This is a genomic window from Variovorax sp. DAIF25, assembly GCF_050711835.1.
Taxonomy (GTDB): domain Bacteria; phylum Pseudomonadota; class Gammaproteobacteria; order Burkholderiales; family Burkholderiaceae_C; genus Variovorax.
Map to the genome: position 1 here is coordinate 601,427 of NZ_CP136636.1, position 25,676 is coordinate 627,102.

Genomic DNA, 25,676 nt, shown 5'->3' on the forward strand with positions numbered 1-25,676 from the left:
GGTTTCAACGCCACTCTAGAAAGGTGTTGCCGTGAGTATCAACGCGACCCTGTTCGTTCAGGCCATCGTCTTCCTGTTGCTCGTGCTGTTCACGATGAGATTCGTGTGGCCGCCGATCGCGAAGGCTTTGGATGACCGGGCACAAAAGATCGCCGCGGGCCTGGCGGCCGCCGACAAGGCCAAGGCCGAACTGCAGTCCGCCAACCAGCGCGTCGAACAGGAACTGTCGGCTTCTCGCACCGAGACCGCCAGCCGTCTGGCCGACGCCGAGCGCCGCGCCCAGCAGATCATCGAAGAAGCCAAGGGCCGTGCGAACGAAGAGGCCAACAAGATCGTCGCGGCTGCCCGCGACGAGGCCGAGCAGCAGACCGTGCGCGCCCGCGAAGCGCTGCGCGAGCAGGTTGCCGCGCTGGCCGTCAAGGGTGCCGAGCAGATTCTCCGCAAGGAAGTCGATGCCGGCGTCCATGCCGACCTGCTCCAGCGCCTGAAGACCGAGCTCTGAGGACGACATGGCCGAACTCGCGACCATTGCCCGTCCCTACGCTGAAGCGCTGTTCCAGGCCAGTGCCGGCAACCTCGATGCCACCGCCGGCTGGATCGACCAGCTGGCCGCCATCGTCGGGAGTCCGCAGCTGCTGCAGTTCGCGGCCAATCCCAAGGTCGCGCCCGAGCAGGTCGTCGGCCTGGTCGCCGGCCTGCTGTCCCAGCCGCTGCCGGACCTCGGCACGAACTTCCTTCGCACCGTCCTCGACAACGGCCGCCTCGCGGCCGTTCCCGAGGTGGCGGTCCAGTTCCGTGCCCTCAAGAACGCCAGCAGCGGTTCGTCCGATGCGGTGATCTACAGCGCCTTCCCGATCGAAGGCGCCGCGCTGCAGGACATCGAGGCGGCGCTCGTGCGCCGCTTCGGTCGCAAGCTCAAGACGAGCGTCGCGATCGACCCCGAACTGATCGGCGGCATCCGTGCCGTGGTCGGCGACGAGGTGCTCGACATGTCCGTGAAGGCCCGGCTCGAACAAATGAAAGCTGCGCTCACCGCCTGAGGCGGTCTGTCGCCGCGGTAAGCCCTATTTATTGAAAGAAGGAAAGAGTCATGCAACTCAATCCCGCAGAAATTTCCGAGCTGATCAAGAGCCGCATCGAAGGGCTTGGCGTCAGCGCAGACATCCGTAACCAGGGCACCGTGGTGTCGGTGACCGACGGCATCGTGCGCGTGCACGGCCTGTCGGACGCGATGCAGGGCGAAATGCTCGAGTTCCCGCCCACGGCCGACGGCGTCCCGTCGTACGGCCTGGCGCTGAACCTCGAGCGCGATTCCGTCGGCGCCGTGATTCTGGGTGAGTACGAGCACATCTCCGAAGGCGACACCGTCAAGTGCACGGGCCGCATCCTGGAAGTGCCGGTGGGCCCCGAGCTCATCGGCCGCGTGGTCAACGCGCTGGGCCAGCCGATCGACGGCAAGGGTCCGATCAACGCCAAGATGACCGACGTGATCGAGAAGGTCGCACCGGGCGTGATCGCACGGAAGTCCGTCGACCAGCCGATGCAGACCGGCCTCAAGTCGATCGACTCGATGGTGCCCGTCGGCCGTGGCCAGCGCGAGCTGATCATCGGCGACCGCCAGACCGGCAAGACCGCCGTGGCGATCGACGCGATCATCAACCAGAAGGGTCAGAACATGACCTGCGTCTACGTCGCGATCGGCCAGAAGGCTTCGTCGATCAAGAACGTGGTGCGCTCCCTCGAACAAGCCGGCGCGATGGACTACACCATCGTGGTGGCCGCATCGGCGTCGGAATCGGCCGCCATGCAGTACGTGTCGGCCTACTCGGGCTGCACGATGGGCGAATACTTCCGCGACCGCGGCCAGGACGCCCTGATCGTCTATGACGACCTGTCGAAGCAGGCCGTGGCCTACCGTCAGGTGTCGCTGCTGCTGCGCCGCCCGCCGGGCCGCGAAGCCTACCCCGGCGACGTGTTCTATCTCCACAGCCGTCTGCTCGAGCGCGCGGCCCGCGTGAACGCCGACTACGTCGAGGCCTTCACCAAGGGTGAAGTCAAGGGCAAGACCGGTTCGCTGACCGCGCTGCCGATCATCGAAACGCAGGCCGGCGACGTGTCCGCCTTCGTGCCGACCAACGTGATCTCGATCACCGACGGCCAGATCTTCCTGGAAACCAGCCTGTTCAACGCCGGCATCCGCCCCGCCATCAACGCCGGTATCTCGGTGTCGCGCGTGGGTTCGTCGGCACAGACCAAGGCGATCAAGGGCCTGTCGGGCGGTATCCGTACCGACCTCGCGCAGTACCGTGAACTGGCTGCGTTCGCGCAGTTCGCTTCCGACCTCGACGAAGCCACCCGCAAGCAGCTCGACCGCGGTGCCCGCGTGACCGAACTGCTGAAGCAGGCCCAGTACAGCCCGCTGTCCATCTCGCTGATGAGCGCGTCGCTGTTCGCGGTCAACAAGGGCTTCATGGACGATCTCGACGTCAAGAAGGTCCTGGCCTTCGAGCACGGCCTGCACCAGTTCCTCAAGACCAGCCACGCGGCCCTGCTCGACAAGATCGAACAGGCCAAGGCGATCGACAAGGACTCGGAAGCCGAACTGCACGCGGCGATCACCTCGTTCAAGAAGTCGTTCGCCTGATCGACCCCCAAAGGAATCCTCATGGCAGCTGGTAAGGAAATCCGCGGCAAGATCAAATCGGTGGAGAACACCAAGAAGATCACCAAGGCCATGGAAATGGTGGCCGCGTCGAAGATGCGCAAGGCGCAGGAACGCATGCGCGCCGCCCGCCCCTACAGCGAGAAGATCCGCAACATCGCGGCCAACCTCGGCCAGGCGAATCCGGAGTACACGCACGCGTTCATGAAGGAGAACGAGGCCAAGGCCGCGGGCTTCATCGTCGTCACGACCGACAAGGGTCTGTGCGGCGGCATGAACACCAACGTGCTGCGCGCCGTCACCGCCAAGCTGCGCGAGCAGCAGTCGGCCGGCAACGCGGTCGAGGCGGTCGCCATCGGCAACAAGGGTCTGGGCTTCCTCAACCGGATCGGCGCCCGCGTGGTGTCGCATGTCACCCAGCTGGGCGACACGCCGCACCTCGACAAGCTGATCGGCCCGGTCAAGGTCCTGCTCGACGCGTACGCCGAGGGCAAGCTGAGCGCCGTGTACCTGTGCTACACGAAGTTCATCAACACGATGCGCCAGGAATCGGTGGTCGAGCAGCTGCTGCCGCTCGCTTCCGAGACGCTGCAGGTCGAGAGCGGCCAGCACGCCTGGGACTACATCTACGAGCCCGATGCGCAGAGCGTCATCGACGAGCTGCTGGTGCGCTACGTGGAATCGCTGGTCTACCAGGCCGTGGCCGAGAACATGGCGTCCGAGCAATCGGCACGCATGGTCGCGATGAAGGCCGCCACCGACAACGCGGGCAACGTGATCAGCGAGCTGAAGCTGGTCTACAACAAGACCCGCCAGGCCGGCATCACGAAGGAGCTTTCGGAAATCGTGTCGGGCGCGGCCGCAGCGGCGGGCGTCTGATCGAGGCAATGCACCGGGCCACATTGCCCACGGGTCCGCACGCGGACCGGTGACAACGGCCCAGCTCAGAAAAAAGGGGACCCGATTCAATGAAGAAATTTCTCGCTCTGGTGGCCGTGGCTGCCGCTCTGACCGCCTGTTCCAAGAAGGAAGAGGCCCCGGCACCCGCGCCCGCTCCGGCGGCCGCACCGGCTCCGGCGCCTGCTCCCGCTGCATCGGCTCCCGCCGCGGCACCGGCAGCGCCTGCCTCGGCACCGGCTGCAGCAGCACCGACGGCTTCGGCCGCCGACCTGCCGCAAGAGTGCAACGACTACCTGACGAAGGTCAGCGCTTGCGTCAGCTCGCAAAGCGGTGCCGCCGCCGACGCGATGAAGGCCAGCCTCGATCAGACCAAGGCGACCTGGGCTTCGATGGGTGCCGATAAGGCCGCCCTGGGCCAGGCCTGCAAGGCTGCGTCGGACGCCTTCGCCGCGCAAGCCACGGCGATGAAGTGCTGAGCACGACGAGCGCAGAGATCCGAACGCATCGTCATTGACTTCGAGGATGCCGGCCCGGCCGGCATTCTTGCAAAAGCGGCCCGCATTGGCACCAGGACGCTTCTGCAAGAACCTGTCGCAAATTTATTGAGAATCCATCCAGAAGGAAACGCCATGGCTGAAGGAAAAATTGTCCAATGTATCGGCGCCGTGGTCGACGTGGAGTTCCCGCGTGACCAGATGCCCAAGGTGTACGACGCCTTGAAGTTCGAAGGCAGCGCGCTGACCCTCGAAGTGCAACAACAGCTCGGTGATGGCGTGGTGCGCACGATTGCGCTGGGCTCGTCGGACGGCCTGCGCCGCGGCCTCATCGTGACCAACACCGGCGCACCCATCACGGTGCCGGTCGGCAAGGCCACCCTCGGCCGCATCATGGACGTGCTGGGCGCGCCCATCGACGAGCGCGGTCCCGTCAGCCAGGAGCTGACCGCTCCCATCCACCGCAAGGCCCCCGCGTACGACGAACTGTCGCCCTCGCAGGACCTGCTGGAAACCGGCATCAAGGTGATCGACCTGGTGTGCCCGTTCGCCAAGGGCGGCAAGGTGGGCCTGTTCGGCGGCGCCGGCGTGGGCAAGACCGTGAACATGATGGAACTCATCAACAACATCGCCAAGGCCCACTCGGGTCTGTCGGTGTTCGCCGGCGTGGGTGAACGTACCCGCGAAGGCAACGACTTCTATCACGAAATGTCGGACGCCAAGGTGGTGGACCTCGACGACCTGCCGAACTCGAAGGTGTCGATGGTCTACGGCCAGATGAACGAACCGCCGGGCAACCGTCTGCGCGTGGCGCTGACCGGCCTGACCATCGCCGAGTCGTTCCGCGACGAAGGCCGCGACGTTCTGTTCTTCGTCGACAACATCTACCGCTACACGCTGGCCGGTACCGAAGTGTCGGCACTGCTGGGCCGCATGCCTTCCGCCGTGGGCTACCAGCCGACGCTGGCCGAGGAAATGGGCCGCCTGCAAGAGCGGATCACCTCGACCAAGGTCGGCTCGATCACCTCGATCCAGGCCGTGTACGTGCCCGCCGACGACTTGACCGACCCGTCGCCCGCCACCACCTTCGCCCACCTGGACTCGACCGTGGTGCTGTCGCGCGACATCGCTTCGCTCGGTATCTACCCCGCCGTGGACCCGCTGGATTCGACCTCGCGCCAGCTCGACCCGAACGTGGTCGGCGAAGAGCACTACAACGTGGCCCGTTCGGTGCAAGGCACGCTGCAGCGCTACAAGGAACTGCGCGACATCATCGCGATCCTGGGCATGGACGAACTGGCGCCCGACGACAAGCTCGCCGTGGCCCGCGCCCGCAAGATCCAGCGTTTCCTGTCGCAGCCGTTCCACGTGGCCGAAGTGTTCACGGGCTCGCCCGGCAAGTACGTGCCGCTGTCGGAAACCATCCGCGGCTTCAAGATGATCGTGAACGGCGAAGCCGACCACCTGCCGGAACAAGCGTTCTACATGGTGGGCGGCATCGACGAAGCGTTCGAGAAGGCCAAGAAGGTCGCTTAAGAAGGAATCACCATGGCAGGCACCATTCATGTGGACGTGGTCAGCGCGGAAGAGTCGATCTTCTCGGGCGAAGCCAGGTTCGTCGCGCTGCCCGGTGAAGCCGGTGAGCTCGGCATCTATCCGCGCCACACCCCGCTGATCACGCGCATCCGCCCCGGCGCCGTGCGCATCGAAACGGCCGACGGCAACGAGGAATTCGTCTTCGTCGCCGGCGGCATCCTCGAAGTGCAGCCGAACGCCGTGACCGTGCTGTCGGACACCGCGATCCGCGGCAAGGACCTCGACGACGAGAAGGCCAACCAGGCCAAGGCCGCCGCCGAGGAAGCGCTGAAGAACGCCAAGAGCGACATCGACATCGCGATGGCGCAATCGGAACTGGCCGTGATGGCCGCGCAGATCGCAGCGCTGCGCAAGTACCGCCAGAAGAAGTAAGCCCGCGCGGCTTGCTGCTTCCGAAGGCCGCCCACCGAGGCGGCTTTTTTTCGTCCCGGCTCGGTGCGAGGCCTGGTCTTCAAGGCCGAATCCAGCCGTCTTCGATCTGAATATGGTCGAAGTTCAGCCTTGTCTGGCTGAAGACCTGCTCCTAGTATTCGCCTTCGCCCGCCGGCCTCGATGCCGCCGGGTCACCACAAAGAACCGGAGACAAGCGCGCGTGGCACCCTGGAGCGGCATCACTGCGGACGAAATGCGTTTGCTGGAGACCACCTTCTGGTCGGCCGGCGGTTCGCGCCATGCCATGGCCGAGGAGCTCGGCTTCTCCAAGAGCAAGGCCAATGCGCTGATCGCCGGGCTGCTCGAGCAGGGCCTGCTGGCCGAAGCGGGCCTGCAGCGTTCCTCGGGCGGACGCCGCCCCGAAAACCTCCAGCTCCATGCCGACCTCGGCGTGCTCGTGGGCGTCGACATCGGCGCCACCAGCCTCGGCGTCGCCGTGCTGCAGCCCGACCTCACGGTACTCGCGCAGCACGAGGAAGCGGCCGACGTGCGCGATGGCCCCGCGGTCGTGCTGGCGCGCGTGCGCGCGCTGATGCGCGAACTGCTGGGCCGCTGCGGCCGCACGGCGCGCGACGTGTTCGGCATCGGCATCGGCGTGCCCGGGCCGGTCAACTTCGAGATCGGCCAGCTCGTCAATCCGCCGCTGATGCCGGCCTGGGACAGCTTCTCGATCCGCGACTACCTGCGCGAGGACTATGCCGCGCCGGTGTTCGTCGACAACGACGTCAACCTGATGGCGCTCGGCGAGCTCTGGCGCCTCAAGCGCTCGCTCTCGAACTTCCTCGTCATCAAGATCGGCACCGGCATCGGCTGCGGCATCGTCTGCCACGGCGAGGTCTACCGCGGCGCCGCCGGTTCGGCTGGCGACGTGGGCCACATCTGCGTCGACCAGGAAGGGCCGCGCTGCCACTGCGGCAACCTGGGCTGCGTCGAGGCGATGGCGGCCGGCCCCGCCATCACGCGCATGGCGGTGCAGGCGGCCGAGGCCGGCGAGAGCGCCGTGCTCGCCGAGGTGCTGCGCAGCCAGGGCCGCATCGAGGCCCTCGACGTGGGCCAGGCCAGCCGCGCCGGCGATCCCGCGGCCAATGCCATCGTGCAGCGCGCGGGCAACCTCATCGGCCAGATGCTGGCTTCGGTCGTCAACTTCTTCAATCCGTCGCATGTGTTCATCGGCGGCGGCATCACGCGCATCGGCCCGCTGTTCCTCGCGGCGGTGCGGCAAAGCGTCTACCAGCGCTCGCTCGCGCTGTCGACGCGCCACCTCGAGATCCAGTACACGCCGCTGGCCGCGCAGGGCGGCCTGATCGGCGCCGGCGTGCTCGCGATGCAGCAGAGCCTCAAGGCGAGGGGGATCGCGCCATGAGCGAAACGCAGAACAAAGCCAGCGTCGCGGTCGAATTCGACGACGTGCGGAAGTCCTTCGGCCCGGTGCAGGTGCTGCACGGCGTGAGCTTCGCGCTCGCGCCCGGCAAGGTCTACGGCCTGCTCGGCGAGAACGGCGCGGGCAAGTCCACGCTGATGAAGATCCTCTCGGGCTACGAGGGCCTCACGGGCGGCGCGCTGCGCATCAACGGCCAGCCGCAGCAGTTCGCCGGCTCGCGCGATGCCGAGGCGCTGGGCATCGTGCTGATCCACCAGGAGTTCAACCTCGCCGAGGACCTGAGCATCGCGCAGAACATCTTCCTCGGCCACGAGAAGAAGAAGGGCCTGTTCCTCGACGACGTCGCGATGGAGCGCGAGGCCGCGGCCGCGCTGGCGGCCGTCGGCCTGCAGGCTGACCCGCGCACCAAGGTGCGCCGGCTCATCGTGGCCGAGAAGCAGCTGGTGGAGATCGCCAAGGCCATCGCGCGCCGCGCGCGCCTCCTGGTGATGGACGAGCCCACCGCCACGCTCACGCCCGGCGAGACCGAGCGCCTGTTCAAGCTGATCGCGCAGCTGCGCGCCGACGGCGTGACCATCGTCTACATCTCGCACAAGCTCGACGAGGTCGAGCGCGTGACCGACGAGGTGATCGTGATGCGCGACGGCCGCTTCGTCGCGCGCTCGCCCACGGCCGAGGTCACGCGCCAGCAGATGGCCAACCTGATGGTGGGCCGCGAGCTGGCCGACCTCTATCCGCCGCGCGACCCGGTGTCGGCCGCGCAGGCGCCCGCGATGCGCGTGCAGGGCTTCAGCGTGCCCGGCTGGGCACGGGACGCGAGCTTCGAGGTGCGCCCCGGCGAGATCCTCGGCTTCGCGGGCCTGGTCGGCGCCGGCCGCACCGAGCTGTTCGAAGGCCTGCTGGGCCTGCGGCCCGCGGCCGGCAGCGTCGAGATGCTCGGGCGCGCGGTGCCCCACGGCAAGGGCTGGCGCAGCCCGCGCGATGCCGCGAAACACGGCCTCACCTACCTGAGCGAGGACCGCAAGGGCAAGGGCCTGCACGTGCACTTCGGCCTGCGCCAGAACCTCACGCTGATGGCGCTCGAGCGCTACGCCACGCCCTGGCTCAAGCCCGAGGCCGAGCGCGGCGCGCTGGCCGAGGCGGTCAAGGACTACGGCATCCGCGCCGGCTCGCTCGAGGTCAGGGCCTCGTCGCTGTCGGGCGGCAACCAGCAGAAGCTCGCGCTCGCCAAGGTGCTGCAGCCGCGCCCGCGCGTGGTGGTGCTCGACGAGCCCACGCGCGGCGTCGACGTGGGCGCCAAGCGCGACATCTATTTCCTGGTTCAGCGCCTGGCGCGCGAGGGCCTGGCCGTGATCGTCATCTCGTCCGAGCTCATGGAACTGATCGGCCTGTGCCACCGCGTCGCGGTGATGCGCGCGGGCCGGCTGGTCGCCACGCTCGACGCCGACCACCTGAGCGAAGAAGCGCTCATCGCCCACGCCACCGGCGCGCACTGAGCCACGACCCACACCCGGCCCCCATGAACAACAGCCCCGAACCCACCGCCGACACCCACCGCGCCCAGCCCAAGGCGCGCTGGACCGAGCACCTGCACGGCCTCGGCCCCGTCATCGGCCTGGTGCTGCTGTGCATCGCCGGCACCCTGCTCAACGGCGACTTCGCCACCGTCGACAACGCGATGAACGTGCTCACGCGCACCGCCTTCATCGGCATCATCGCGGTCGGCATGTGCTTCGTGATCATCTCGGGTGGCATCGACCTGTCGGTGGGCTCGATGGCCGCGCTGATCGCGGGCAGCGTGATCATGTTCATCAACTGGGCCGGCCCGGCCACCGGCTCGCCGCTGATGGCGGTGATGCTCGGCGCCGTGCTCGCGGTGGTGCTGGGCGCGCTGTTCGGCCTCGCGCACGGCCTGCTGATCACCAAGGGCCGCATCGAGCCCTTCATCGTCACGCTGGGCACGCTCGGCATCTTCCGCGCCTACCTCACCTACTTCGCCGACGGCGGCGCGCTCACGCTCGACAACGAGCTGTCGGACCTCTACGCGCCGGTCTACTACGCGAGCCTCGCGGGCATCCCGGTGCCGGTGTGGGTGTTCGTCATCGTCGCCATCGTCGGCGGCGTGATCCTCAACCGCACCGCCTACGGCCGCTACGTGCAGGCCATCGGCTCCAACGAGCAGGTCGCGCGCTACGCCGCGGTCGACGTCGACCGCGTGAAGATACTGACCTACGTGCTGCTCGGCGTCTGCGTGGGCATCGCCACGCTGCTGTACGTGCCGCGCCTGGGCTCGGCCTCGCCGACCACGGGCCTGCTGTGGGAGCTCGAGGCGATCGCCGCGGTGATCGTCGGCGGCACCGCGCTCAAGGGCGGCGCGGGCAGCATCACCGGCACCGTGGTGGGCGCGATCCTGCTCTCGGTCATCAGCAACATCCTGAACCTCACCAGCATCATCAGCGTGTACCTGAATGCCGCGGTGCAGGGCTTCGTGATCATCATCGTGGCCTTCCTCCAGCGAGGAAAGCGATGACGCCGTTGGGCGTGGCCACACCTGGTTCCTTCCCGTTCCGTTCCATCCACCAAGAGGAGACATCAGCATGACCCGTTTCACCCGACGCATCGCGCTCACGGCCGTGGCCGCCGCGGCATTCGCCAGCCTGCCCGCGCTCGCCGCGGACAAGGTCAACCTCGGCGTTTCGATCCCCGCCGCCACCCACAGCTTCATGGGCGGCATCAACTACTGGGCCAACCAGGCGAAGAAGGATCTCGAGAAGGAACACAAGGACCTGAAGATCACGATCAAGACCGCCGCCAACGCGCCCGAGCAGGCCAACCAGCTGCAGGACCTGTCGACGGTCACCAAGATCAACGCGCTGGTCGTGTTCCCGTTCGAATCGGCCGCGCTGACCAAGCCGGTCGCGCAGGTCAAGGCCAAGGGTGCCTACGTCACCGTGGTCGACCGCGGCCTGACCGACACCAGCGCGCAGGACGCCTACGTGGCTGGCGACAACACCGCCTTCGGCCGCATCCCGGCCGAGTACATCGTCAAGCAGCTCGGCGGCAAGGGCAACGTGGTGGCATTGCGCGGCATCGCGACCACGCTCGACAACGAGCGCATGGACGCCTTCAACGCGGTGCTCAAGAACAGCCCCGACGTGAAGCTGCTCGACGCCAAGTACGCCAACTGGAACCGCGACGACGCCTTCAAGGTCACGCAGGACTACCTCACGCGCTTCAAGCAGATCGACGCCATCTGGGCCGCCGACGACGACATGGCCGTGGGCGTGCTCAAGGCCATCGAGCAGGCCAAGCGCGACGACATCAGAATCGTGTTCGGCGGCGCCGGCGCCAAGGGCATGGTCAAGACCATCATGGACGGCAAGGACAAGCGCATCACGGCCGACGTGAGCTACTCGCCCAAGTTCATCTACGACGCCATCAAGCTCACGGCCGAGGCGCGCCTGAAGGGCGAGAAGCTGCCCGCGACCACGATCATCCCGTCGGTGCTGATCACCAAGGACAACGCCAAGGACTTCTACCACCCGAACTCGCCGTTCTGAACGGGATCGGCCGGCCGGCCGATCGCTTCGCTCCCTCTCCCCGCGGGGAGGGGGACCCCGTCTCTGGAACCTCAAGGAGTTGGATGACCGACACCCCCCATCGCAAGCTGCGCTACGCCATGGTCGGCGGCGGCCGCGATGCCTTCATCGGCGGCGTGCACCGCAAGGCGATCGCGCTCGACGCCCAGATCGAGCTCGTGGCCGGCGCGCTGTCCTCCGATCCCGCCAAGGCGCGCGCCTCGGGCGCCGACCTCGGCCTGGCCGACGCGCGCAACCATGGCGACTGGCAGGCCCTGCTGGCCGATGAACTGAAGCGGCCCGCCGGCGAGCGCATCGACTTCGTCTCGATCGTCACGCCCAACCACGTGCACTACCCGGTGGCGCGGGCCTTCGTCGAGGCCGGCTTCCACGTGGTGTGCGACAAGCCGCTGGTCCACACGCGCGAGCAGGCCGATGCGCTGGTCGCCAGCGTGGCGGCGCAGGGCACGGTCTTCGGCGTCACCTACAACTACACCGGCTACCCCATGGTGCGGCAGGCCCGCGCGATGATCCGCGCGGGCGAGCTCGGCACGCTGCGCAAGGTGGTCGTGGAATACAACCAGGGCTGGCTCGCGAGCGAGCTCGAGGGCACCGGCAACAAGCAGGCCGACTGGCGCACCGACCCCGCGCGCAGCGGCGCGGCCGGCGCGATCGGCGACATCGGCTCGCATGCCGAGAACCTCGTCGCCACGCTGACCGGCCTCGAGATCGAGAGCCTGTGCGCCGACCTCACGGCGCACGTGGCCGGCCGCCAGCTCGACGACGACGGCAGCCTGCTGCTGCGCTACCAGGGCGGCGCGCGCGGCGTGCTCATCGCCTCGCAGATCAGCACCGGCCTCGAGAACGACCTGCGCGTGCGCATCGCCGGCACCCTGGGCACGCTCGAGTGGCACCAGGAACAGCCGAGCCGGCTGCTGCACCTGCCGCACGACGGGCCGCTGCGCGTGCTCACGCGCGGCGCCCCCTGGCTGCACGAATCGGCGCGCCGCGCGAGCCGCCTGCCCGCGGGCCACCCCGAGGGCTTCATCGAGGCCTTCGCCAACGTCTACGCGGGCGTCGCCGCCGACATCCGCGCGCGCCTCGAAGGCCGGCGCGCCGATCCGCTCGAGGCCGACTACCCGCGCGTGGAGGATGGGGCGCGCGGCGTGCGCTTCATCGAACGCACGGTGGCCTCGGCACGCAGCGACCTGAAATGGACGCCCTGGTGAGCTGAGGCGCCGCGGGATTCGCAAGACGCTCACACAATGTCACAATTCCGGCCGGGGAGGCGGCCGGATTCCATGAAGTCCGTCTCCTCGGCTGCGGGGCTACACCCGGGGTCAACAACAAAACCGAGGAGAAGAAACATGAGATGGCGTCTGTTCGCCGCTGTGGCGGCGCTTGGCATTTTTCTGAGTGGATGCGCGATCAAGCCGCAGCAACCCGTGCCCCTGGGCAAGGACGCGCTGACTTCGAGCAGCGCGAAAAGCGCGAAGGTCGGCGTGGCGATGTCCGAGCTGCCGAAGGTCGACACCTTCTTTCCCGGCGCGGACTGCCTGCTGTGCTACGCCTTCGCCAGCGCTTCCAATTCCGCGCTGACCAAGCACACCGAGACCCTGGCGCGCGATGACCTCGCCTCCCTGAAGGAGGACGTGGCGGCCGCGCTGCGCAAGAAGAACGTCGAGGTCACGGTCATCAAGGAGGCCATCGACCTCAAGTCGCTGCCCGACATCCGCACCGAGGTGCCGACCGCCGCGCGCAAGGACTTCGCCTCGCTGCGCGCCAAGCACGCAGTCGACAAACTGCTCGTGATCGACATGCCGCAGGTGGGCTATGTGCGCACCTATGCGTCGTACGTGCCGACCAGCGATCCCAAGGCCGTGGTCACCGGGGCCGCGTACCTGGTCGACCTGAAGACCAACACCTACAGCTGGTACCTGCCGATCAACATCAACCGCGCCGCCGGTGCCAAGTGGGACGAGCCGCCCAAGTTCCCGGGCCTGACCAACGCCTACTTCCAGGCCATCGAGGCCAGCCGTGACAGCGTGCTCAAGCCGCTGGCCGACGTGGCCGTGCCGGAGGGAGCGCCGGCGACCGGCGCCCAGTAGGCATGGCGCATCCGTTCGTGGCGGCGCGCGCCCTCGGGCGCTTCGGCCGCCGGCTGGCCTGCGCGGCCTCCGTGCTGGGCGCCGCGTGCGCCTTCGCGCAGGACGAGACGGCCGCCGCGCCGCCGCCGGCGCCGCCTGCCGACGCCGTGGTCGCGCCGGCCCCCGTGCCCGTGCCCGCGACCCCGCGCTGGGTGGTCCGGTTGCCGGCGACCGATCCCGTCGCCTTCAGGGGCGCCGAGAACTTCGACACCGCAGGCACCGGTGCCGCTCCGATGCTCTATCCCGCGCCGAGCGCGGCCGGCCTGCTGGCGGTGGTGCTCGTGCATGGCCTGATGAACGAGTCCGCCAAGAGCGCGCAGAAGGCCAAGCTCCAGGAGCAGGCCGACCAGGTGCTGGTGCCGTATCGCAAGCTGCTGGCCGCCTACACGCACGCCGAACTGGCGCAGGGCGCGCCGGCGCCCGCGAGTGTCGACGGCCAGGCCTGGCAGGTCGACAGCGCGCCCGTGTTCTCGTTGACGCAGGACCAGCAGGCGCTGGTGCTCGACAACGTCGTGAGCGTGCGGCGCGCGGGTTCGGCTGGCGCCGCGGCGTACGAGAGCGTGGTCCGGATCGTCTCGGCGCCGACGGCCGAAGCGGACCCGGTGGCCTACTGGAGCAAGGACAACGGCGCCGCGTTCCGCGCGGTCGCCGGCGCATTGATGCGCGAGTCGATCGAGCTCGCCGTGTCGATGGCCGACAAGACGATGCCCGCCGGCGCCGCGGCGCAGAAGACCTTCCGCTATTTCGAGGGCGGCACGGAACGGGTCGAACGCGCATCGCTGGTGTTCGAGCGGTGCGCGCGCCGGGTCCTGCTCACGCTGAGGGAGACCCTGATGTCGGTGCCGCTCGCGGCGGGCGCCGATGCCTGCGCGGCCGTCGCCGCAAAGGCCGGGTAAAGTGGCTGCCCTGGTCTCCAGCCACGGGCATCCATGATTTCTTCCTCCGCAGGCAGTGCCGCGATCGCGCCGACCTGGCGGCGCGCGTTGCGGGATCGCTGCCGTACGCTGCTGCCGCTCAAGCTGATCGGCAACACCCTCGCCACCATCGGCTTCTTCCCGCTGTACTTCTGGGTCATGCGGCATTCGGGCGAGGCCTGGGTGCTGCCGCTCACGCCGATCGACCGGCTCGTCGCGTTCTGGCCCGCGCTGCTGCCGGTGTACCTGTCGCTGTGGCTCTACATCGCGCTGCCGGTGCTGTTCTCGCGCGACCGGCGCGAGCTCACGGCGTTCTCGCTGGCCTGCGCGCTGATGACGACCATCGCGCTCATCGTGTTCTGGTGCCTGCCGACGGCGATTCCCAACTTCACGATCGACACCAGTCCCGGCACCACGCTGCACTTCCTCAAGACTAAGGACTCGGCGGGCAATGCCTTTCCCTCGCTGCACGTGTCGTTCTCGGTGTTCGCCTGCGTGGTGCTCGCGCGTCAGCTGCGCAGCGTGGGCGCGCCCGCCTGGCTGCGCGGCCTCAACCTCGCGTGGGCGGCGGGCATCGTCTACTCGACCATGGCGGTGCGCCAGCACGTGCTGATCGACGTGGGCGGCGGCTTCGTGCTGGGCGTGGTGTTCGGGCTGGCCACGCGCGTGCGCGCGGCGGCGGGCAGCGTGAGCGGCATCGCCGGGGCCGGCCGCGCGGCGTAGACCGATCGCGGTATTCCGCGCCGCGGGGGCGCCCTGTACAAACCGGGGCATCGTCGAGCCTTCGACACGCCGCGCCCGGAGCCGCCCCATGAAGACCCTTCCCCTCGTCCTGGCCTTCCTCGCCGCCTTCGCCGCGGTGCTGCCCTGCACCGTGCTCGCCGGGCCCGCGGTGGCGATCGACTATCCGGCGCGCAAGCCCGGCCTGTGGGAGATGCGCAGCGACGACGGCAGCGGCGCGAAGGAGGGCAGCCACACCATGCAGCAGTGCATCGACGCGGCCACCGACAAGGCCCTGCGCGAGATGGGCCAGGGCATGGGCCGCAGCCTGTGCTCGAAGCAGGACCTGCGCGCCGAGGGCGGCAAGCTGGTGATCGACTCGGTCTGCAAGATCGGCAGCACCACCGCCACCTCGCGCGCCGTGATGAGCGGTGACTTCGGCTCGGCCTACCGCGTGGAGAGCAAATCGACCTACAGCCCGCCGCTGATGGGCCGCAGCGAAGGCATGGCCGTCGTCGAGGCGAAGTGGGTCGGCCCCTGCAAGGCCGGCCAGAAGCCCGGCGACATGGTGATGGCCAACGGCATGAAGATGAACGTGCTCGAGATGACGACCGCGCGCCGCGGCAAGCAGCCCTGAGCAGCGCGGACGGGCACGGCGGGTAGGCGCCGGCCCACGGCGCCTCGCGGCATCCGGGCCGAGGCGCCACGGGCCGCGAGCGCCTACGATGGCATGCCATGCCCGCGCAGGAAGAAGATCTCGTCGTCGCGCGCCCCGAGGGCCTGTACTGCCCGCCGGGCGATTTCTACATCGACCCCTGGCGGCCGGTCGCGCGCGCCGTCATCACGCACGCGCACTCCGACCATGCGCGCACCGGCCACGGCCACTACCTCGCCCACACCGACAGCGCCGGCACCTTGCGCGCGCGCCTGGGCGCCGACATCCCGCTGCAGACGCTGCCCTACGGCGAGGCGATCGAGCACCGCGGCGTGCGCGTGTCGCTGCATCCGGCCGGCCACGTGCTGGGCTCGGCGCAGGTGCGGCTCGAACACGGCGGCCGCGTCTGGGTGGCATCGGGCGACTACAAGACCGAGCCCGACGGCACCTGCGCGCCCTTCGAGCCGGTGCCCTGCGATACCTTCATCACCGAGTCCACCTTCGGCCTGCCGATCTACCGCTGGCCTTCGCAGGCGCAGCTCATCGCGGAGATCGACGCCTGGTGGCGCGCGAATGCCGAGGCCGGCCGCGCCTCGGTGCTGTTCTGCTATGCCTTCGGCAAGGCGCAGCGCATCCTGCATGGCGTCGATGCCTCGATCGGGCCGATCGTCGTGCATGGCGCGGTCGAGCCGCTCAATGCCGTCTACCGCGCCGCGGGCGTGGCGCTGCCGGCCACCTTGCGCGTCACCGATCCGGGCGTCGACGCGGCGCTGCTGAAACGCGCGCTGGTGCTGGCGCCGCCCTCGGCGCAGGGAACGCCGTGGATGAAGCGCTTCGGCACCTATGCCGATGCCTTCGCGAGCGGCTGGATGCAGCTGCGCGGCACCCGGCGCCGGCGCGGCGTCGATCGCGGCTTCGTGATGTCGGACCATGCGGACTGGCCCGGGCTGCAGCAGGCGATCGCGGGCACGGGCGCCGAGCGCGTGTTCGTCACCCATGGCAGCGTGCAGGTGATGGTGCGCTGGCTGTCGGAGAACGGGCTCGACGCGCAGGGCTTCAAGACCGAGTACGGCGACGAGGACGACCAGGAAGCGCCGCCGCCCGCCGGGGAGGCGGCGCCGGCATGAAGGACTTCGCCGCGCTCTACCGCGAGCTCGATGCGAGCACCTCGAGCCTCGCGAAGCAGGCCGCATTGCAGCGCTACCTGCGCGCGGCCGATCCGGCCGATGCCGCCTGGGCCGTCTACTTCCTCGCGGGCGGCAAGCCGCGCCAACTGGTGCCGACCAAGCTGCTGCGCCTGCTCGCGCAGGAGGCCGCGGGCCTGCCCGAGTGGCTGTTCGACGAGAGCTACGAGGCCGTCGGCGACCTCGCCGAAACCATCGCGCTGCTGCTGCCGCCGCCGAGCGAAACGCACGAGCTCGGGCTCGCGGCCTGGGTCGAGCAGCACCTCTTGCCGCTGCGCGAGGCAGCGAAGGCCGCGCCCGAGGAACTGGCCGACAGGCTGCGCGCGCAGTGGCGCCGGCTCGCGGCCGAGGAGCGGCTGGTCTACTTCAAGCTCATCACCGGCGCCTTCCGCGTCGGCGTGTCGAAGCTGCAGGTCACGCAGGCGCTCGCGGCGGTCGGTGGCATCGATGCCAAGCGTGTCGCGCAGCGGCTCATGGGCTACACCCACATCGGCGCGCGGCCGCGGGCCGGCGACTACGGCACGCTGATCGCGCCCGAATCGGATGCCGAGCAGGTGCAGAAGACCAGCGGGCAGCCCTATCCCTTTTTCCTCGCGCATCCGTTCAACCTGCCGCTCGCGCAGTTCGATGCGGCGCTGGGGCCACCCTCGGACTGGATCGTCGAGTGGAAGTGGGACGGCATCCGCGCGCAGCTCGTGAAGCGCGCGGGCGTGGTGTGGCTGTGGTCGCGCGGCGAGGAACTGGTGACCGAGCGCTTCCCCGAGCTCGCGGCGCTCGGCGAGGCGCTGCCCGACGGCACGGTGGTCGACGGCGAGATCGCCGTGTGGCGCGATGGCCGGGTGCAGCCCTTCGCCGAGCTGCAGAAGCGCATCGGGCGCAAGACGCTGGGCGCGAAGCTGCTGCGCGAGATCCCGGTGGTGCTGCTGGCCTACGACCTGCTCGAGTGGGAGGGCCGCGACCTGCGCGCGCTGCCGCAGGCCGAACGCCGCGTGCTGCTCGACGAGCTGGTCGCGCGCCTTGCGCATCCGCTGCTGCTGCCGAGTCCGGTGCTGGCCGGCGCCGACTGGGCCGATCTCGCGCGCCAGCGCGAGGCGGCGCGCAGCATGGGCGTCGAAGGGATGATGCTCAAGCGCCGCAGCGCGCAGTACGGCGTGGGCCGCACCAAGGACGTGGGCGTGTGGTGGAAGTGGAAGATCGATCCGCTGAGCATCGACGCGGTGCTGGTCTATGCGCAGCGCGGCCATGGCCGCCGCGCCAGCCTCTACAGCGACTACACCTTCGCCGTGTGGGACGGCCCGCCCGAACAGGCCGAGCGCAAGCTCGTGCCCTTCGCCAAGGCCTACTCGGGCCTCACCGATGCCGAGATGGCGCGTGTCGACGCGGTCATCCGCAAGACCACCATCGAGAGCTTCGGGCCCGTGAAGAGCGTCAAGCCCACGCTGGTGTTCGAACTCGGCTTCGAGGGCATCGCGCGCAGCGCGCGCCACAAGAGCGGCATCGCGGTGCGCTTTCCGCGCATGCTGCGCTGGCGCGAGGACAAGCCGGTGCAAGAGGCCGACACCCTGCAGACGCTGGCCGCGCTGCTGCCGTCATGAACAGGGCGGTCAAGGCGGCGCTCGACGCCTGGTTCGCCGCGCGCGGCTGGAAGCCCTTCAAGTTCCAGCGCGAGGTCTGGAAGGCCGTGGCGCAGGGCCGCTCGGGTCTGCTGCATGCGACCACCGGCGCGGGCAAGACCTATGCCGTGTGGCTCGGCGCGCTGCTGGCCCATGCGCAGGCCGCGCGGCCGCGCAAGGAAGGCGCGCGGCCGGCACCGGCACCGCCGCTCACCGTGCTGTGGCTCACGCCGATGCGCGCGCTCGCGGCCGACACCCTGCGCGCGCTCCAGCAGCCGCTGGAGGCGCTCGGTGCCGGCGTGCAGCCCTGGAGCGCGGGCGCGCGCAGCGGCGACACCTCCTCGGCCGAGCGCAGCGCGCAGAACACGCGCCTCCCCACGGTGCTGGTCACCACGCCCGAGAGCCTGTCGCTGCTGCTCGCGCGCGCCGATGCCGGCGAGGTGCTGGGCGCCGTCAAGATGGTGGTGGTCGACGAGTGGCACGAGCTGCTCGGCAACAAGCGCGGCGTGCAGGTGCAGCTCGCGCTCGCGCGGCTTCGGCGCTGGAACGCGGGGCTCGCGGTCTGGGGCATGTCGGCCACGCTCGGCAACCTGCACGAGGCGATGCATGCGCTGCTGGGCCACGGCGACGGCGTGCTGGTGCAGGGCCAGGTGCCGAAGAAGCTGGTCATCGATTCGCTGCTGCCGGGCCGCGCCGAGCGCTTTCCCTGGGGCGGCCACCTGGGCCTCACGATGCTGCCGCAGGTGCTCGAGGAGATCGCGGCCAGCAGCACCACGCTGGTCTTCACCAACACGCGCTCGCAGTCGGAGATCTGGTACCAGGCGATGCTCGAGGCGCGGCCCGAATGGGCCGGCACCATCGCGCTGCACCACGGCTCACTCGACCGCGAGGTGCGCGAGTGGGTCGAGCTGGGCCTCAAGAGCGGCGAGCTCAAGGCCGTGGTCTGCACCTCGAGCCTGGACCTCGGCGTCGACTTCCTGCCGGTGGAGCGCGTGCTGCAGATCGGCTCGCCCAAGGGCGTGGCGCGGCTGCTGCAGCGCGCGGGCCGTTCGGGCCATGCGCCGGGCCGGTCCTCGCGCATCACGCTGGTGCCCACGCACAGCATCGAGATGGTCGAGGGCGCGGCGGCGCGCGCCGCCATCGCCGAAGGCCACATCGAGGCACGCCATTCGCCCGACCAGCCGCTCGACGTGCTGGTGCAGCACCTCGTGACCGTGGCGCTCGGCGGCGGCTTCGTGCCCGACGATCTCTACGAGGAGGTGCGCGGCACGGCCGCCTATGCCGGCCTCACGCGCGCGCACTGGGCCTGGTGCCTGGACTTCGTCGCGCAGGGCGGCGCCTCGCTCGCGGCCTATCCCGACTACAAGCGCGTGGTGCCCGACGAGCAAGGCGTGTGGCGCGTGCCCGATGCGCGGCTCGCGCGGCGCCACCGCATGAACATCGGCACCATCGTGAGCGACGCGAGCATGGCGGTGCAGTACCTCGGCGGCGCGAAGATCGGCAGCGTGGAGGAGGGCTTCGTCGCGCGCATGAAGCCCGGCGACTGCTTCCTGTTCGGCGGCCGGTTGCTCGAGCTGGTGCGCATCCACGACATGACGGCCTGGGTGCGGCGCGCCAGCGGCCAGCGGCCCGCGGTGCCACGCTGGAATGGCGGGCGCATGCCGCTGTCGAACACGCTGGCCGACGCGGTGGTGCAGCAGCTCGCGCTGGCCGACCAGGGCCGGTGGGAGTCGCCCGAGTTGCGCTGCGTGCGGCCGCTGCTCGAACTGCAGCAGCGGTGGTCGGCATTGCCCACGCCGCGAACGCTGCTGGCCGAGACGCTGAAGACGCGCGAGGGCTGGCACCTGTTCCTCTATCCCTTCGCGGGCCGCCACGTGCACCTGGGGCTCGCGAGCCTGCTGGCCTGGCGCGTGGCGCAGCACGAGGCGCGCACCTTCTCGATCGCGGTCAACGACTACGGCTTCGAACTGCTGAGCGCGAGCGAGGTCGACTGGCCCGCGCGGCTGCCCGAGGTGCTCGGCATGCCGGCGGGCGACGCGGCACAGGCGCATGAGGCACTGCTGCACGAGGTGCTGGCCTCGCTCAATGCGGGCGAGCTCGCGCAGCGGCGCTTTCGCGAGATCGCGCGCGTGTCGGGTCTGATCTTCCAGGGCTATCCGGGCGAGAAGCGCAGCAGCCGGCAGTTGCAGGCCTCGTCCTCGCTGTTCTGGGAGGTGTTCCGCAAGTACGACCCCGACAACGCGCTGCTCGCGCAGGCCGAGCGCGAGCTGCTGTCGCAGGAGCTCGAGATCGGCCGCCTCGCCGCCAGCCTCGCGCGCATGGGCACGCAGCAGCTGGTGCTGCGCGCGCTCGAACGGCCGACGCCGTTCTCGTTTCCGCTGATGGTGGAGCTGTTCCGCGAGAAGCTGTCGAACGAGAACGTGGCCGACCGCATCGCGCGCATGGTCGAGCAGCTCGAGAAGGCTGCCGGCGGTGCCGTGACCGCGGGCGGTGCGGAGCGCGTGCGAAGCACGCTGGCCTTCGGGCAGGAGGGCGCCGCCCGGCCGCCGGTACCGCGGCGCGAACGCCGGCGGCGGCCTTGACGCTTCAGCCGGCGCCGTGGGCCTTGGCCCAGCGCACGATGTCGGCCGCGCCCATCGCGCCGGCCTGGCGCGCGACCTCGCGGCCGCCCTTGAACAGCGCCAGGGTCGGAATGCTGCGGATGTTGAAGCGCGCGGCCAGCGCGGGCACGGCCTCGGTGTCGACCTTGGCGACGCGCACGCGCGGCTCGAGCTGCGCCGCGGCCTGCTCGTAGGCCGGTGCCATCTGGCGGCAGGGGCCGCACCACGGGGCCCAGAAGTCGACCAGCACCGGGATCTCGTTGCGCGCGATGTGGCGGTCGAAGCTCGCCACGTCGGGCAGCGCGGCCGAGTGGGCGCCGAACAGCGGCTTGTGGCAGTTGCCGCAGTCGGGCGCGCTGGCCAGTTGCGCCTCGCGCACCCGGTTGGTGGTGTGGCATTGCGGGCAGACGATGTGCAGCGTGGGCGATTCGGTCATCCGGCAAAGCTAGGGGCGGCGCGGGCGAATTGCAAGTCGGACGCGACTGCCCGGCGCTTTTGCGACACTGGCCGGCGATGCGTTCCCTTTCCTCTTCTTCTTCCGCCTCGACGCCGCTGCCGCTCCAATGGGCGGGCGAAGCGGTGCAGTTGCTGCCCGAGCGCGCGCTCTGGTGGCCGGCCGGGCAGGCGCTGTTCGTCGCCGACCTGCACCTGGGCAAGGCCGCCACCTTCCGCGCGCTGGGCCTGCCGGTGCCGGGCGGCACCACGCTCGAGAACCTCGCGCGGCTCGACCTGCTGATCGCGCGCCATGCGCCGCGGCGCTTGGTGTTCCTCGGCGACTTCCTGCATGCGGCGCCCGCGCGCGCCGTGCTGCCCGTGGTGCGGGAATGGCGCGAGAAGCATGCGGCGCTCGCGATGACGCTGGTGCGCGGCAACCACGACAGCCGCGCGGGCGATCCGCCGCCCGCGCTTCGCATTGAGGTGGTCGACGAGCCCTGGCTGTTCGGCCCCTTCGCCTGCTGCCACCATCCGCAGGCGCATCCCACGCACTTCGTGCTCGCGGGCCACCTGCACCCGGCGCGCCGGCTGCACGGACCGGGGCGCGACAGCGTGCGGCTGCCGTGCTTCGTGCACGAGGAAGGGCAAGGGCAAGCACAAGGGCAAGGTCAGGCCGTGCTGCCCGCCTTCGGCGAGTTCACGGGCGGCTGGACCATGGAGTCGGCGCCGGGGCGGCGCTTCTATGCGGTGGGCGGATCGGCCGTGTGGGCGCTGCCCGCGGCCGATTGAGCAAGCGGCTCAGAGCACCACGGGTTCGTCGGGCAGCTCGTTGCGGTCGGGCTCGTCGTCGCGCAGCGGGAAGTGCTCGACCAGCAGCGCCGACATCTCCTCGAGCGCCTGCGTGAGCCCGTCCTCGAAGCGGCCTTCGCGAAAGGCCGCGCCCATGCGCTGCGCCATCGCGCGCCAGTCGTCGTCGCTCACCCGTGCATCGATGCCGCGGTCGGCCACGATCTCGATCGCGTGCTCGGCCAGCAGCAGGTAGATCAGCACGCCGTTGTTGTGCTCGGTGTCCCACACGCGCAGCTTGCCGAACAGCGTGACCGCGCGCTGCCGCGCCGGCGCCTCGCGGCGCAGGTAGGACATCGGCAGGCCGGCCTCGATGCAGATGCGGATCTCGCCGCTGTGGCGCCGCTCGCTCGCGCCCACGCGCGCGGCCAGCCGCGCGAGCGCGTCGGCCGGCAGCACGCGGCGCACCGCCGCCTCGTCGATCCAGCGATGGCGCCACATGCGGCCGAGTCGGGAAAAGAGGGTTGCCATGCTCACCAGTCTCCCGAGGCGCCGCCGCCGCCGAAATTGCCGCCGCCACCCGAGCTGAAGCCGCCGCCTCCGCCGCCACTGCGACCGCCACCGCCGCCCCAGCCGCCACCTCCGCCGCCGCTCCAGCCACCGCCGCCACCCCCGCTGCTCCAGCCCCCACCGCCGAAGCGTGCGAGGCCCGAGGCCAGCGAGACCACGAGCGCGACCATGCCCGCGAGCACCGCGATCACGAGGCTGGTGGTGAGGAAGAACGCGACCACGCCGATGCCGCCGCCCATGACCACCGAGCCCAGGGTCTTGCCGAGGATCGCGCGCACGATCGGCGCGCCGATGAAGACGCCGACGAACAGGAAGATCGCGAGGTTCTCCCAGTCGAAGCCCTGGCTGCTGCCGCCGCCACTGTCGCGCGCGGGCTCGGGCAGCGGCTCGCCGTCGACCAGGCCGATCAGCCGGTCGACCGCCGCGTTGATGCCGCCCGCGAAATCGCCGTTGCGAAAGCGCGGCTTCATCTCCTCGTCGACGATGCGCGCCGCCGCGAGGTCGGGCACCGCGCCCTCGAGCGCCTTGGCGGGGGCGATGCGCATCCGGCGGTCGTCCTTGGCGACGATCACGAGCAGGCCGTCGCCCACGCCCTTGCGGCCGATCTTCCAGGCATCGCCCACGCGCTGCGTGTAGCTCTCGATGTCCTCGGGCTGCGTGGTCGGCACCATCAGCACCGCGATCTGAGAGCCCTTGCGCTGCTCGAAGGCCGCGAGCTTGGTCTCGAGGCCGGCGCGTTGCGCGGCGTCGAGCGTGCCGGTCTGGTCGATCACGCGCGCCGTGAGCGCGGGCACCGGCAGCGGGGCCTGCGCGAAGGCCGGCAGCGCGGCCCAGCCGAGCGCTACGGCGAGCAGCGCGGCCAGCAGGCGGCGGATCAGGGCTGCGGCCATTGGCGCAGCTTTGCCTTACTTCTTCGGCGCGCCGAAGTCGACCGTCGGCGGCACCGAGATCTGGGCCTCGTTCTGCACCGAGAAGTTGGGCTTGGGCGCGTAGCCGAAGACCTTGGCCGTGAGGTTGGTCGGGAAGCTGCGCGCGAGCACGTTGTACTCCTGCACGCTCTCGATGTAGCGGTTGCGCGCCACGGTGATGCGGTTCTCGGTGCCCTCGAGCGTCACGCGCAGGTCGCGGAACGACTGGTTGGCCTTGAGGTCGGGGTAGCGCTCCGACACCACCATCAGCCGCGACAGCGCCGAGGAGAGCTCGCCCTGCGCCTGCTGGAACTTGTTGAAGGCCTCGGGGTTGTTGAGCGTCTCGGGCGTGACCTGGATCGAGGTGGCCTTGGCGCGCGCCTCGATCACCTTGGTCAGCGTGTCCTGCTCGAAGGCCGCTTCGCCCTTCACGGTGGCGACGATGTTGGGCACCAGGTCGGCGCGCCGCTGGTACTGGTTGAGCACCTCGCTCCAGGCCGACTTGCTGGCCTCGTCGAGCGACTGGAACTGGTTGTAGCCGCATCCGCTGAGGGACAGGACCGCCGCGAGGATCAGGAGCCAGCGCTTCATCATCATTTGCATTACCTCCACAGAATGGGGCCGAAGTTAGCATAGGTGCCGCCATGTCCCTCGATCCCCTGCAAGCCCTGCGCGGCGCGAACCGCCCGGCGGTGCCCATCCCCAACGCCTCCGCCGCCTTCGGCACGCTGCTGATCGCGGGCGCCACCGGCGCGCTGGGCCAGGAGCTGCTGCACCGGCTCGCGGGCAGCCACCGCCACGCCCACGTGCGCGTGCTGGTGAGCGAGCCCATGCACGACGGGCTGCCCGGCGTCGAGTCCTGCCTGTGTCCGCCGCTGCCCATTGAGCAGTGGCCGCCGACCTCGGCCCAGGCCGCGATCGTGGCCTTCGACGCGCCGCGCCTGTACCACGGCCGCGAGCGCGCGCTGTGGCTGCCCGACCCGGAGCAGCTGCCGGCGCTCGCGCGCTGGTTGCGCGGCTGCGGTGTGCAGACCCTCGTCATCGTGCAGCCGCACGACCAGGGCCGGTTGCCCGAGGCGCTCAAACGCGGCCTCGCGAACCTCGACGAGCAGGCCGTGGTGGCCTGCGGCTTCGAGCGCCTGCTGATCCTGCGCTCGGCGCGCAAGCCGGCCGCGGCGCAGCGCGCGAGCCGCCCCGAGCGGCTGGCGGCCTGGATGCTCGGAACGCTGAGCTACATGGTGCCCAGCAGCGAGCAGCCGGTACGGCCCTCGAAGCTGGCCGAGCTGGTCGACCTCGCGCTGCGCATCGCGCCGCCGGGCGTGCACATCGCGGCGCCCGAGGTGGTGTGGCGCGCGGCGCAGCCCGGGGCGATGCAGGCGGTGGTGCGCGAGTGGCTCGGCGCGCCGGCCGAGGCGGCCTAGCCGCTCAGCCGCGCCACTGGCGCAGCAGCTCCCGCGATTCCATCACCAGCCCGAGGTGCAGCGAGACCATCGCGAGCGCCGCGCTCTCGAGCCGCGTGTCGGTGCCGCGCACCAGGTCGCGCAGCACGATCACGCGGTAGTTGTGGTTGTTGGCGTCGAAGGCGGTGTTGAGCACGCAGCAGTCGGTGAAGCCGCCATCGAGCACGACGGTCTCGATGCGCTGGTTGCGCAGCAGGAAGTCGAGGTCGGTGGGATAGAAGGCGGAGAGGCGCCGCTTGCTGTCCACGCGCAGGTCGCCGGGTTCCACGCGCGTGACCCACTCGGTCCACTTCGAGCCCTCGAGGGCGTGCGCGTCGGCGTTCGGGATCTCGCCCACGTGCAGCGGGAAGGTGCGCCGCCACGCGGCCGGAATGCCGCGCAGGTCGTCGCTGCCGTCGGGCCGCAGCACCGACTTCACGTGCACGATACGCACGCCGAGCGCGCGCGCTTCGTCGTGGAAGCCGTCGATCGGCGCCACCACCTCGCGGGCGCGCGGCGCCGGGCACGGGCAGGCGGGATCGTCGTCGAGGTGGCCGCGGTGCATGTCGATCGAGACCACGGCGGTGGTCCTCGGATCGAGGTAGTCGGCGAAGCGCGCCGCCTCGAGGTCGCGCGGTTCGTCGTAGACCCAGGCCTTCAGC

The 25,676-nt window shown here is 70.0% G+C and carries 26 protein-coding genes; 21 read left to right on the forward strand and 5 right to left on the reverse strand.

Annotation, left to right across the window (positions count from 1 at the left end; all coding sequences use genetic code 11):
• Positions 1-31: 31 nt before the first annotated feature.
• The 19 genes from R0232_RS02850 to R0232_RS02940 all read left to right on the forward strand — a co-directional run bounded on the left by R0232_RS02850 (position 32) and on the right by R0232_RS02940 (position 20,858).
• Positions 32-502 carry a F0F1 ATP synthase subunit B gene (locus R0232_RS02850; protein ID WP_093350307.1) on the forward strand — a complete coding sequence of 157 codons (471 nt, stop codon included), beginning with the start codon at positions 32-34 and terminating at the stop codon, positions 500-502.
• A 7-nt stretch (positions 503-509) separates the two neighbouring features.
• Positions 510-1,040, forward strand: coding sequence for a F0F1 ATP synthase subunit delta (locus tag R0232_RS02855; protein WP_431511174.1), 531 nt, complete (start codon positions 510-512; stop codon positions 1,038-1,040).
• Positions 1,041-1,090: 50 nt separating this feature from the next.
• A complete protein-coding gene (gene atpA / locus R0232_RS02860) occupies positions 1,091-2,644 on the forward strand; it encodes a F0F1 ATP synthase subunit alpha (RefSeq protein WP_093350313.1) in 1,554 nt (517 codons plus the stop codon).
• A 21-nt stretch (positions 2,645-2,665) separates the two neighbouring features.
• A complete protein-coding gene (gene atpG / locus R0232_RS02865) occupies positions 2,666-3,541 on the forward strand; it encodes a F0F1 ATP synthase subunit gamma (RefSeq protein ID WP_057593978.1) in 876 nt (291 codons plus the stop codon).
• 89 nt (positions 3,542-3,630) lie between these two features.
• Positions 3,631-4,038, forward strand: coding sequence for a hypothetical protein (locus tag R0232_RS02870; RefSeq protein ID WP_093350315.1), 408 nt, complete (start codon positions 3,631-3,633; stop codon positions 4,036-4,038).
• A gap of 153 nt (positions 4,039-4,191) precedes the next feature.
• The gene (gene atpD, locus R0232_RS02875) at positions 4,192-5,592 is read left to right on the forward strand and encodes a F0F1 ATP synthase subunit beta (RefSeq protein WP_093350318.1); all 1,401 of its coding nucleotides are present in this window, start codon (positions 4,192-4,194) and stop codon (positions 5,590-5,592) included.
• 12 nt (positions 5,593-5,604) lie between these two features.
• Positions 5,605-6,024, forward strand: a complete 420-nt coding sequence (locus R0232_RS02880; RefSeq protein ID WP_057593975.1) for a F0F1 ATP synthase subunit epsilon — start codon at positions 5,605-5,607, stop codon at positions 6,022-6,024.
• 253 nt (positions 6,025-6,277) lie between these two features.
• The gene (locus R0232_RS02885; RefSeq protein WP_057593974.1) at positions 6,278-7,447 is read left to right on the forward strand and encodes an ROK family protein; all 1,170 of its coding nucleotides are present in this window, start codon (positions 6,278-6,280) and stop codon (positions 7,445-7,447) included.
• Complete coding sequence (locus R0232_RS02890) at positions 7,444-8,961, forward strand: sugar ABC transporter ATP-binding protein (RefSeq protein WP_209546171.1); 1,518 nt, start codon at positions 7,444-7,446, stop codon at positions 8,959-8,961. The genes R0232_RS02885 and R0232_RS02890 overlap by 4 nt, the downstream gene beginning before the upstream one ends.
• Before the next feature lie 23 nt (positions 8,962-8,984).
• Positions 8,985-9,995 carry an ABC transporter permease gene (locus R0232_RS02895; protein WP_057593972.1) on the forward strand — a complete coding sequence of 337 codons (1,011 nt, stop codon included), beginning with the start codon at positions 8,985-8,987 and terminating at the stop codon, positions 9,993-9,995.
• Between the two features lie 67 nt (positions 9,996-10,062).
• On the forward strand, positions 10,063-11,025 hold the full coding sequence (locus R0232_RS02900; protein ID WP_057593971.1) for a substrate-binding domain-containing protein: 963 nt from the start codon (positions 10,063-10,065) through the stop codon (positions 11,023-11,025).
• 83 nt (positions 11,026-11,108) lie between these two features.
• Complete coding sequence (locus R0232_RS02905) at positions 11,109-12,272, forward strand: Gfo/Idh/MocA family protein (RefSeq protein WP_431511175.1); 1,164 nt, start codon at positions 11,109-11,111, stop codon at positions 12,270-12,272.
• Positions 12,273-12,410: 138 nt separating this feature from the next.
• Positions 12,411-13,151, forward strand: a complete 741-nt coding sequence (locus R0232_RS02910; protein ID WP_431511176.1) for a hypothetical protein — start codon at positions 12,411-12,413, stop codon at positions 13,149-13,151.
• Positions 13,152-13,153: 2 nt separating this feature from the next.
• Entirely contained in the window at positions 13,154-14,086 is a 933-nt protein-coding gene (locus R0232_RS02915; RefSeq protein WP_431511177.1) for a hypothetical protein, read from the forward strand.
• A gap of 33 nt (positions 14,087-14,119) precedes the next feature.
• Entirely contained in the window at positions 14,120-14,827 is a 708-nt protein-coding gene (locus tag R0232_RS02920; protein WP_431511178.1) for a phosphatase PAP2 family protein, read from the forward strand.
• An 88-nt stretch (positions 14,828-14,915) separates the two neighbouring features.
• Entirely contained in the window at positions 14,916-15,461 is a 546-nt protein-coding gene (locus R0232_RS02925; protein WP_431511179.1) for a DUF3617 domain-containing protein, read from the forward strand.
• 98 nt (positions 15,462-15,559) lie between these two features.
• Positions 15,560-16,606 carry a ligase-associated DNA damage response exonuclease gene (locus R0232_RS02930; RefSeq protein ID WP_208510552.1) on the forward strand — a complete coding sequence of 349 codons (1,047 nt, stop codon included), beginning with the start codon at positions 15,560-15,562 and terminating at the stop codon, positions 16,604-16,606.
• On the forward strand, positions 16,603-18,258 hold the full coding sequence (locus R0232_RS02935; RefSeq protein ID WP_431511180.1) for an ATP-dependent DNA ligase: 1,656 nt from the start codon (positions 16,603-16,605) through the stop codon (positions 18,256-18,258). The genes R0232_RS02930 and R0232_RS02935 overlap by 4 nt, the downstream gene beginning before the upstream one ends.
• On the forward strand, positions 18,255-20,858 hold the full coding sequence (locus R0232_RS02940) for a ligase-associated DNA damage response DEXH box helicase (protein ID WP_431511181.1): 2,604 nt from the start codon (positions 18,255-18,257) through the stop codon (positions 20,856-20,858). Before R0232_RS02935 ends, R0232_RS02940 begins: the two co-directional genes overlap by 4 nt.
• Before the next feature lie 4 nt (positions 20,859-20,862).
• On the opposite strand, the gene trxC is transcribed toward R0232_RS02940, so the two are convergent.
• Positions 20,863-21,312 (reverse strand): thioredoxin TrxC, encoded by a 450-nt coding sequence (gene trxC / locus R0232_RS02945; RefSeq protein WP_431511182.1) that lies wholly within the window; start codon positions 21,310-21,312, stop codon positions 20,863-20,865.
• 77 nt (positions 21,313-21,389) lie between these two features.
• On the opposite strand from trxC, the gene pdeM reads away from it, so the two are divergent.
• Positions 21,390-22,100, forward strand: coding sequence for a ligase-associated DNA damage response endonuclease PdeM (gene pdeM / locus R0232_RS02950; protein WP_431511183.1), 711 nt, complete (start codon positions 21,390-21,392; stop codon positions 22,098-22,100).
• Positions 22,101-22,109: 9 nt separating this feature from the next.
• Here the strand turns inward: pdeM and R0232_RS02955 are convergent, their stop codons facing one another.
• From R0232_RS02955 to R0232_RS02965, 3 genes are read right to left on the reverse strand one after another with little or no spacing between them, the layout of a single operon-like run.
• Positions 22,110-22,628, reverse strand: coding sequence for a TPM domain-containing protein (locus R0232_RS02955; protein WP_431511184.1), 519 nt, complete (start codon positions 22,626-22,628; stop codon positions 22,110-22,112).
• 2 nt (positions 22,629-22,630) lie between these two features.
• A complete protein-coding gene (locus R0232_RS02960; protein ID WP_208511292.1) occupies positions 22,631-23,557 on the reverse strand; it encodes a TPM domain-containing protein in 927 nt (308 codons plus the stop codon).
• A gap of 15 nt (positions 23,558-23,572) precedes the next feature.
• The gene (locus R0232_RS02965; protein WP_371268851.1) at positions 23,573-24,172 is read right to left on the reverse strand and encodes a LemA family protein; all 600 of its coding nucleotides are present in this window, start codon (positions 24,170-24,172) and stop codon (positions 23,573-23,575) included.
• A gap of 47 nt (positions 24,173-24,219) precedes the next feature.
• On the opposite strand from R0232_RS02965, the gene R0232_RS02970 reads away from it, so the two are divergent.
• Positions 24,220-24,996, forward strand: coding sequence for a hypothetical protein (locus R0232_RS02970; RefSeq protein ID WP_431511185.1), 777 nt, complete (start codon positions 24,220-24,222; stop codon positions 24,994-24,996).
• A gap of 4 nt (positions 24,997-25,000) precedes the next feature.
• On the opposite strand, the gene R0232_RS02975 is transcribed toward R0232_RS02970, so the two are convergent.
• Positions 25,001-25,675 (reverse strand): cysteine hydrolase family protein, encoded by a 675-nt coding sequence (locus R0232_RS02975; protein ID WP_431512851.1) that lies wholly within the window; start codon positions 25,673-25,675, stop codon positions 25,001-25,003.
• Position 25,676 lies beyond the last annotated feature (1 nt).

Coding starts and splice junctions, on each gene's coding strand:
- R0232_RS02855 (WP_431511174.1), top strand. CDS start 510: ATGGCCGAACTCGCGACCATTGCCCGTCCCTACGCTGAAGCGCTGTTC.
- atpA (WP_093350313.1), top strand. CDS start 1,091: ATGCAACTCAATCCCGCAGAAATTTCCGAGCTGATCAAGAGCCGCATC.
- atpG (WP_057593978.1), top strand. CDS start 2,666: ATGGCAGCTGGTAAGGAAATCCGCGGCAAGATCAAATCGGTGGAGAAC.
- R0232_RS02870 (WP_093350315.1), top strand. CDS start 3,631: ATGAAGAAATTTCTCGCTCTGGTGGCCGTGGCTGCCGCTCTGACCGCC.
- atpD (WP_093350318.1), top strand. CDS start 4,192: ATGGCTGAAGGAAAAATTGTCCAATGTATCGGCGCCGTGGTCGACGTG.
- R0232_RS02880 (WP_057593975.1), top strand. CDS start 5,605: ATGGCAGGCACCATTCATGTGGACGTGGTCAGCGCGGAAGAGTCGATC.
- R0232_RS02885 (WP_057593974.1), top strand. CDS start 6,278: ATGCGTTTGCTGGAGACCACCTTCTGGTCGGCCGGCGGTTCGCGCCAT.
- R0232_RS02890 (WP_209546171.1), top strand. CDS start 7,444: ATGAGCGAAACGCAGAACAAAGCCAGCGTCGCGGTCGAATTCGACGAC.
- R0232_RS02895 (WP_057593972.1), top strand. CDS start 8,985: ATGAACAACAGCCCCGAACCCACCGCCGACACCCACCGCGCCCAGCCC.
- R0232_RS02900 (WP_057593971.1), top strand. CDS start 10,063: ATGACCCGTTTCACCCGACGCATCGCGCTCACGGCCGTGGCCGCCGCG.
- R0232_RS02905 (WP_431511175.1), top strand. CDS start 11,109: ATGACCGACACCCCCCATCGCAAGCTGCGCTACGCCATGGTCGGCGGC.
- R0232_RS02910 (WP_431511176.1), top strand. CDS start 12,411: ATGAGATGGCGTCTGTTCGCCGCTGTGGCGGCGCTTGGCATTTTTCTG.
- R0232_RS02915 (WP_431511177.1), top strand. CDS start 13,154: ATGGCGCATCCGTTCGTGGCGGCGCGCGCCCTCGGGCGCTTCGGCCGC.
- R0232_RS02920 (WP_431511178.1), top strand. CDS start 14,120: ATGATTTCTTCCTCCGCAGGCAGTGCCGCGATCGCGCCGACCTGGCGG.
- R0232_RS02925 (WP_431511179.1), top strand. CDS start 14,916: ATGAAGACCCTTCCCCTCGTCCTGGCCTTCCTCGCCGCCTTCGCCGCG.
- R0232_RS02930 (WP_208510552.1), top strand. CDS start 15,560: ATGCCCGCGCAGGAAGAAGATCTCGTCGTCGCGCGCCCCGAGGGCCTG.
- R0232_RS02935 (WP_431511180.1), top strand. CDS start 16,603: ATGAAGGACTTCGCCGCGCTCTACCGCGAGCTCGATGCGAGCACCTCG.
- R0232_RS02940 (WP_431511181.1), top strand. CDS start 18,255: ATGAACAGGGCGGTCAAGGCGGCGCTCGACGCCTGGTTCGCCGCGCGC.
- trxC (WP_431511182.1), bottom strand. CDS start 21,312: ATGACCGAATCGCCCACGCTGCACATCGTCTGCCCGCAATGCCACACC.
- pdeM (WP_431511183.1), top strand. CDS start 21,390: ATGCGTTCCCTTTCCTCTTCTTCTTCCGCCTCGACGCCGCTGCCGCTC.
- R0232_RS02955 (WP_431511184.1), bottom strand. CDS start 22,628: ATGGCAACCCTCTTTTCCCGACTCGGCCGCATGTGGCGCCATCGCTGG.
- R0232_RS02960 (WP_208511292.1), bottom strand. CDS start 23,557: ATGGCCGCAGCCCTGATCCGCCGCCTGCTGGCCGCGCTGCTCGCCGTA.
- R0232_RS02965 (WP_371268851.1), bottom strand. CDS start 24,172: ATGATGATGAAGCGCTGGCTCCTGATCCTCGCGGCGGTCCTGTCCCTC.
- R0232_RS02970 (WP_431511185.1), top strand. CDS start 24,220: ATGTCCCTCGATCCCCTGCAAGCCCTGCGCGGCGCGAACCGCCCGGCG.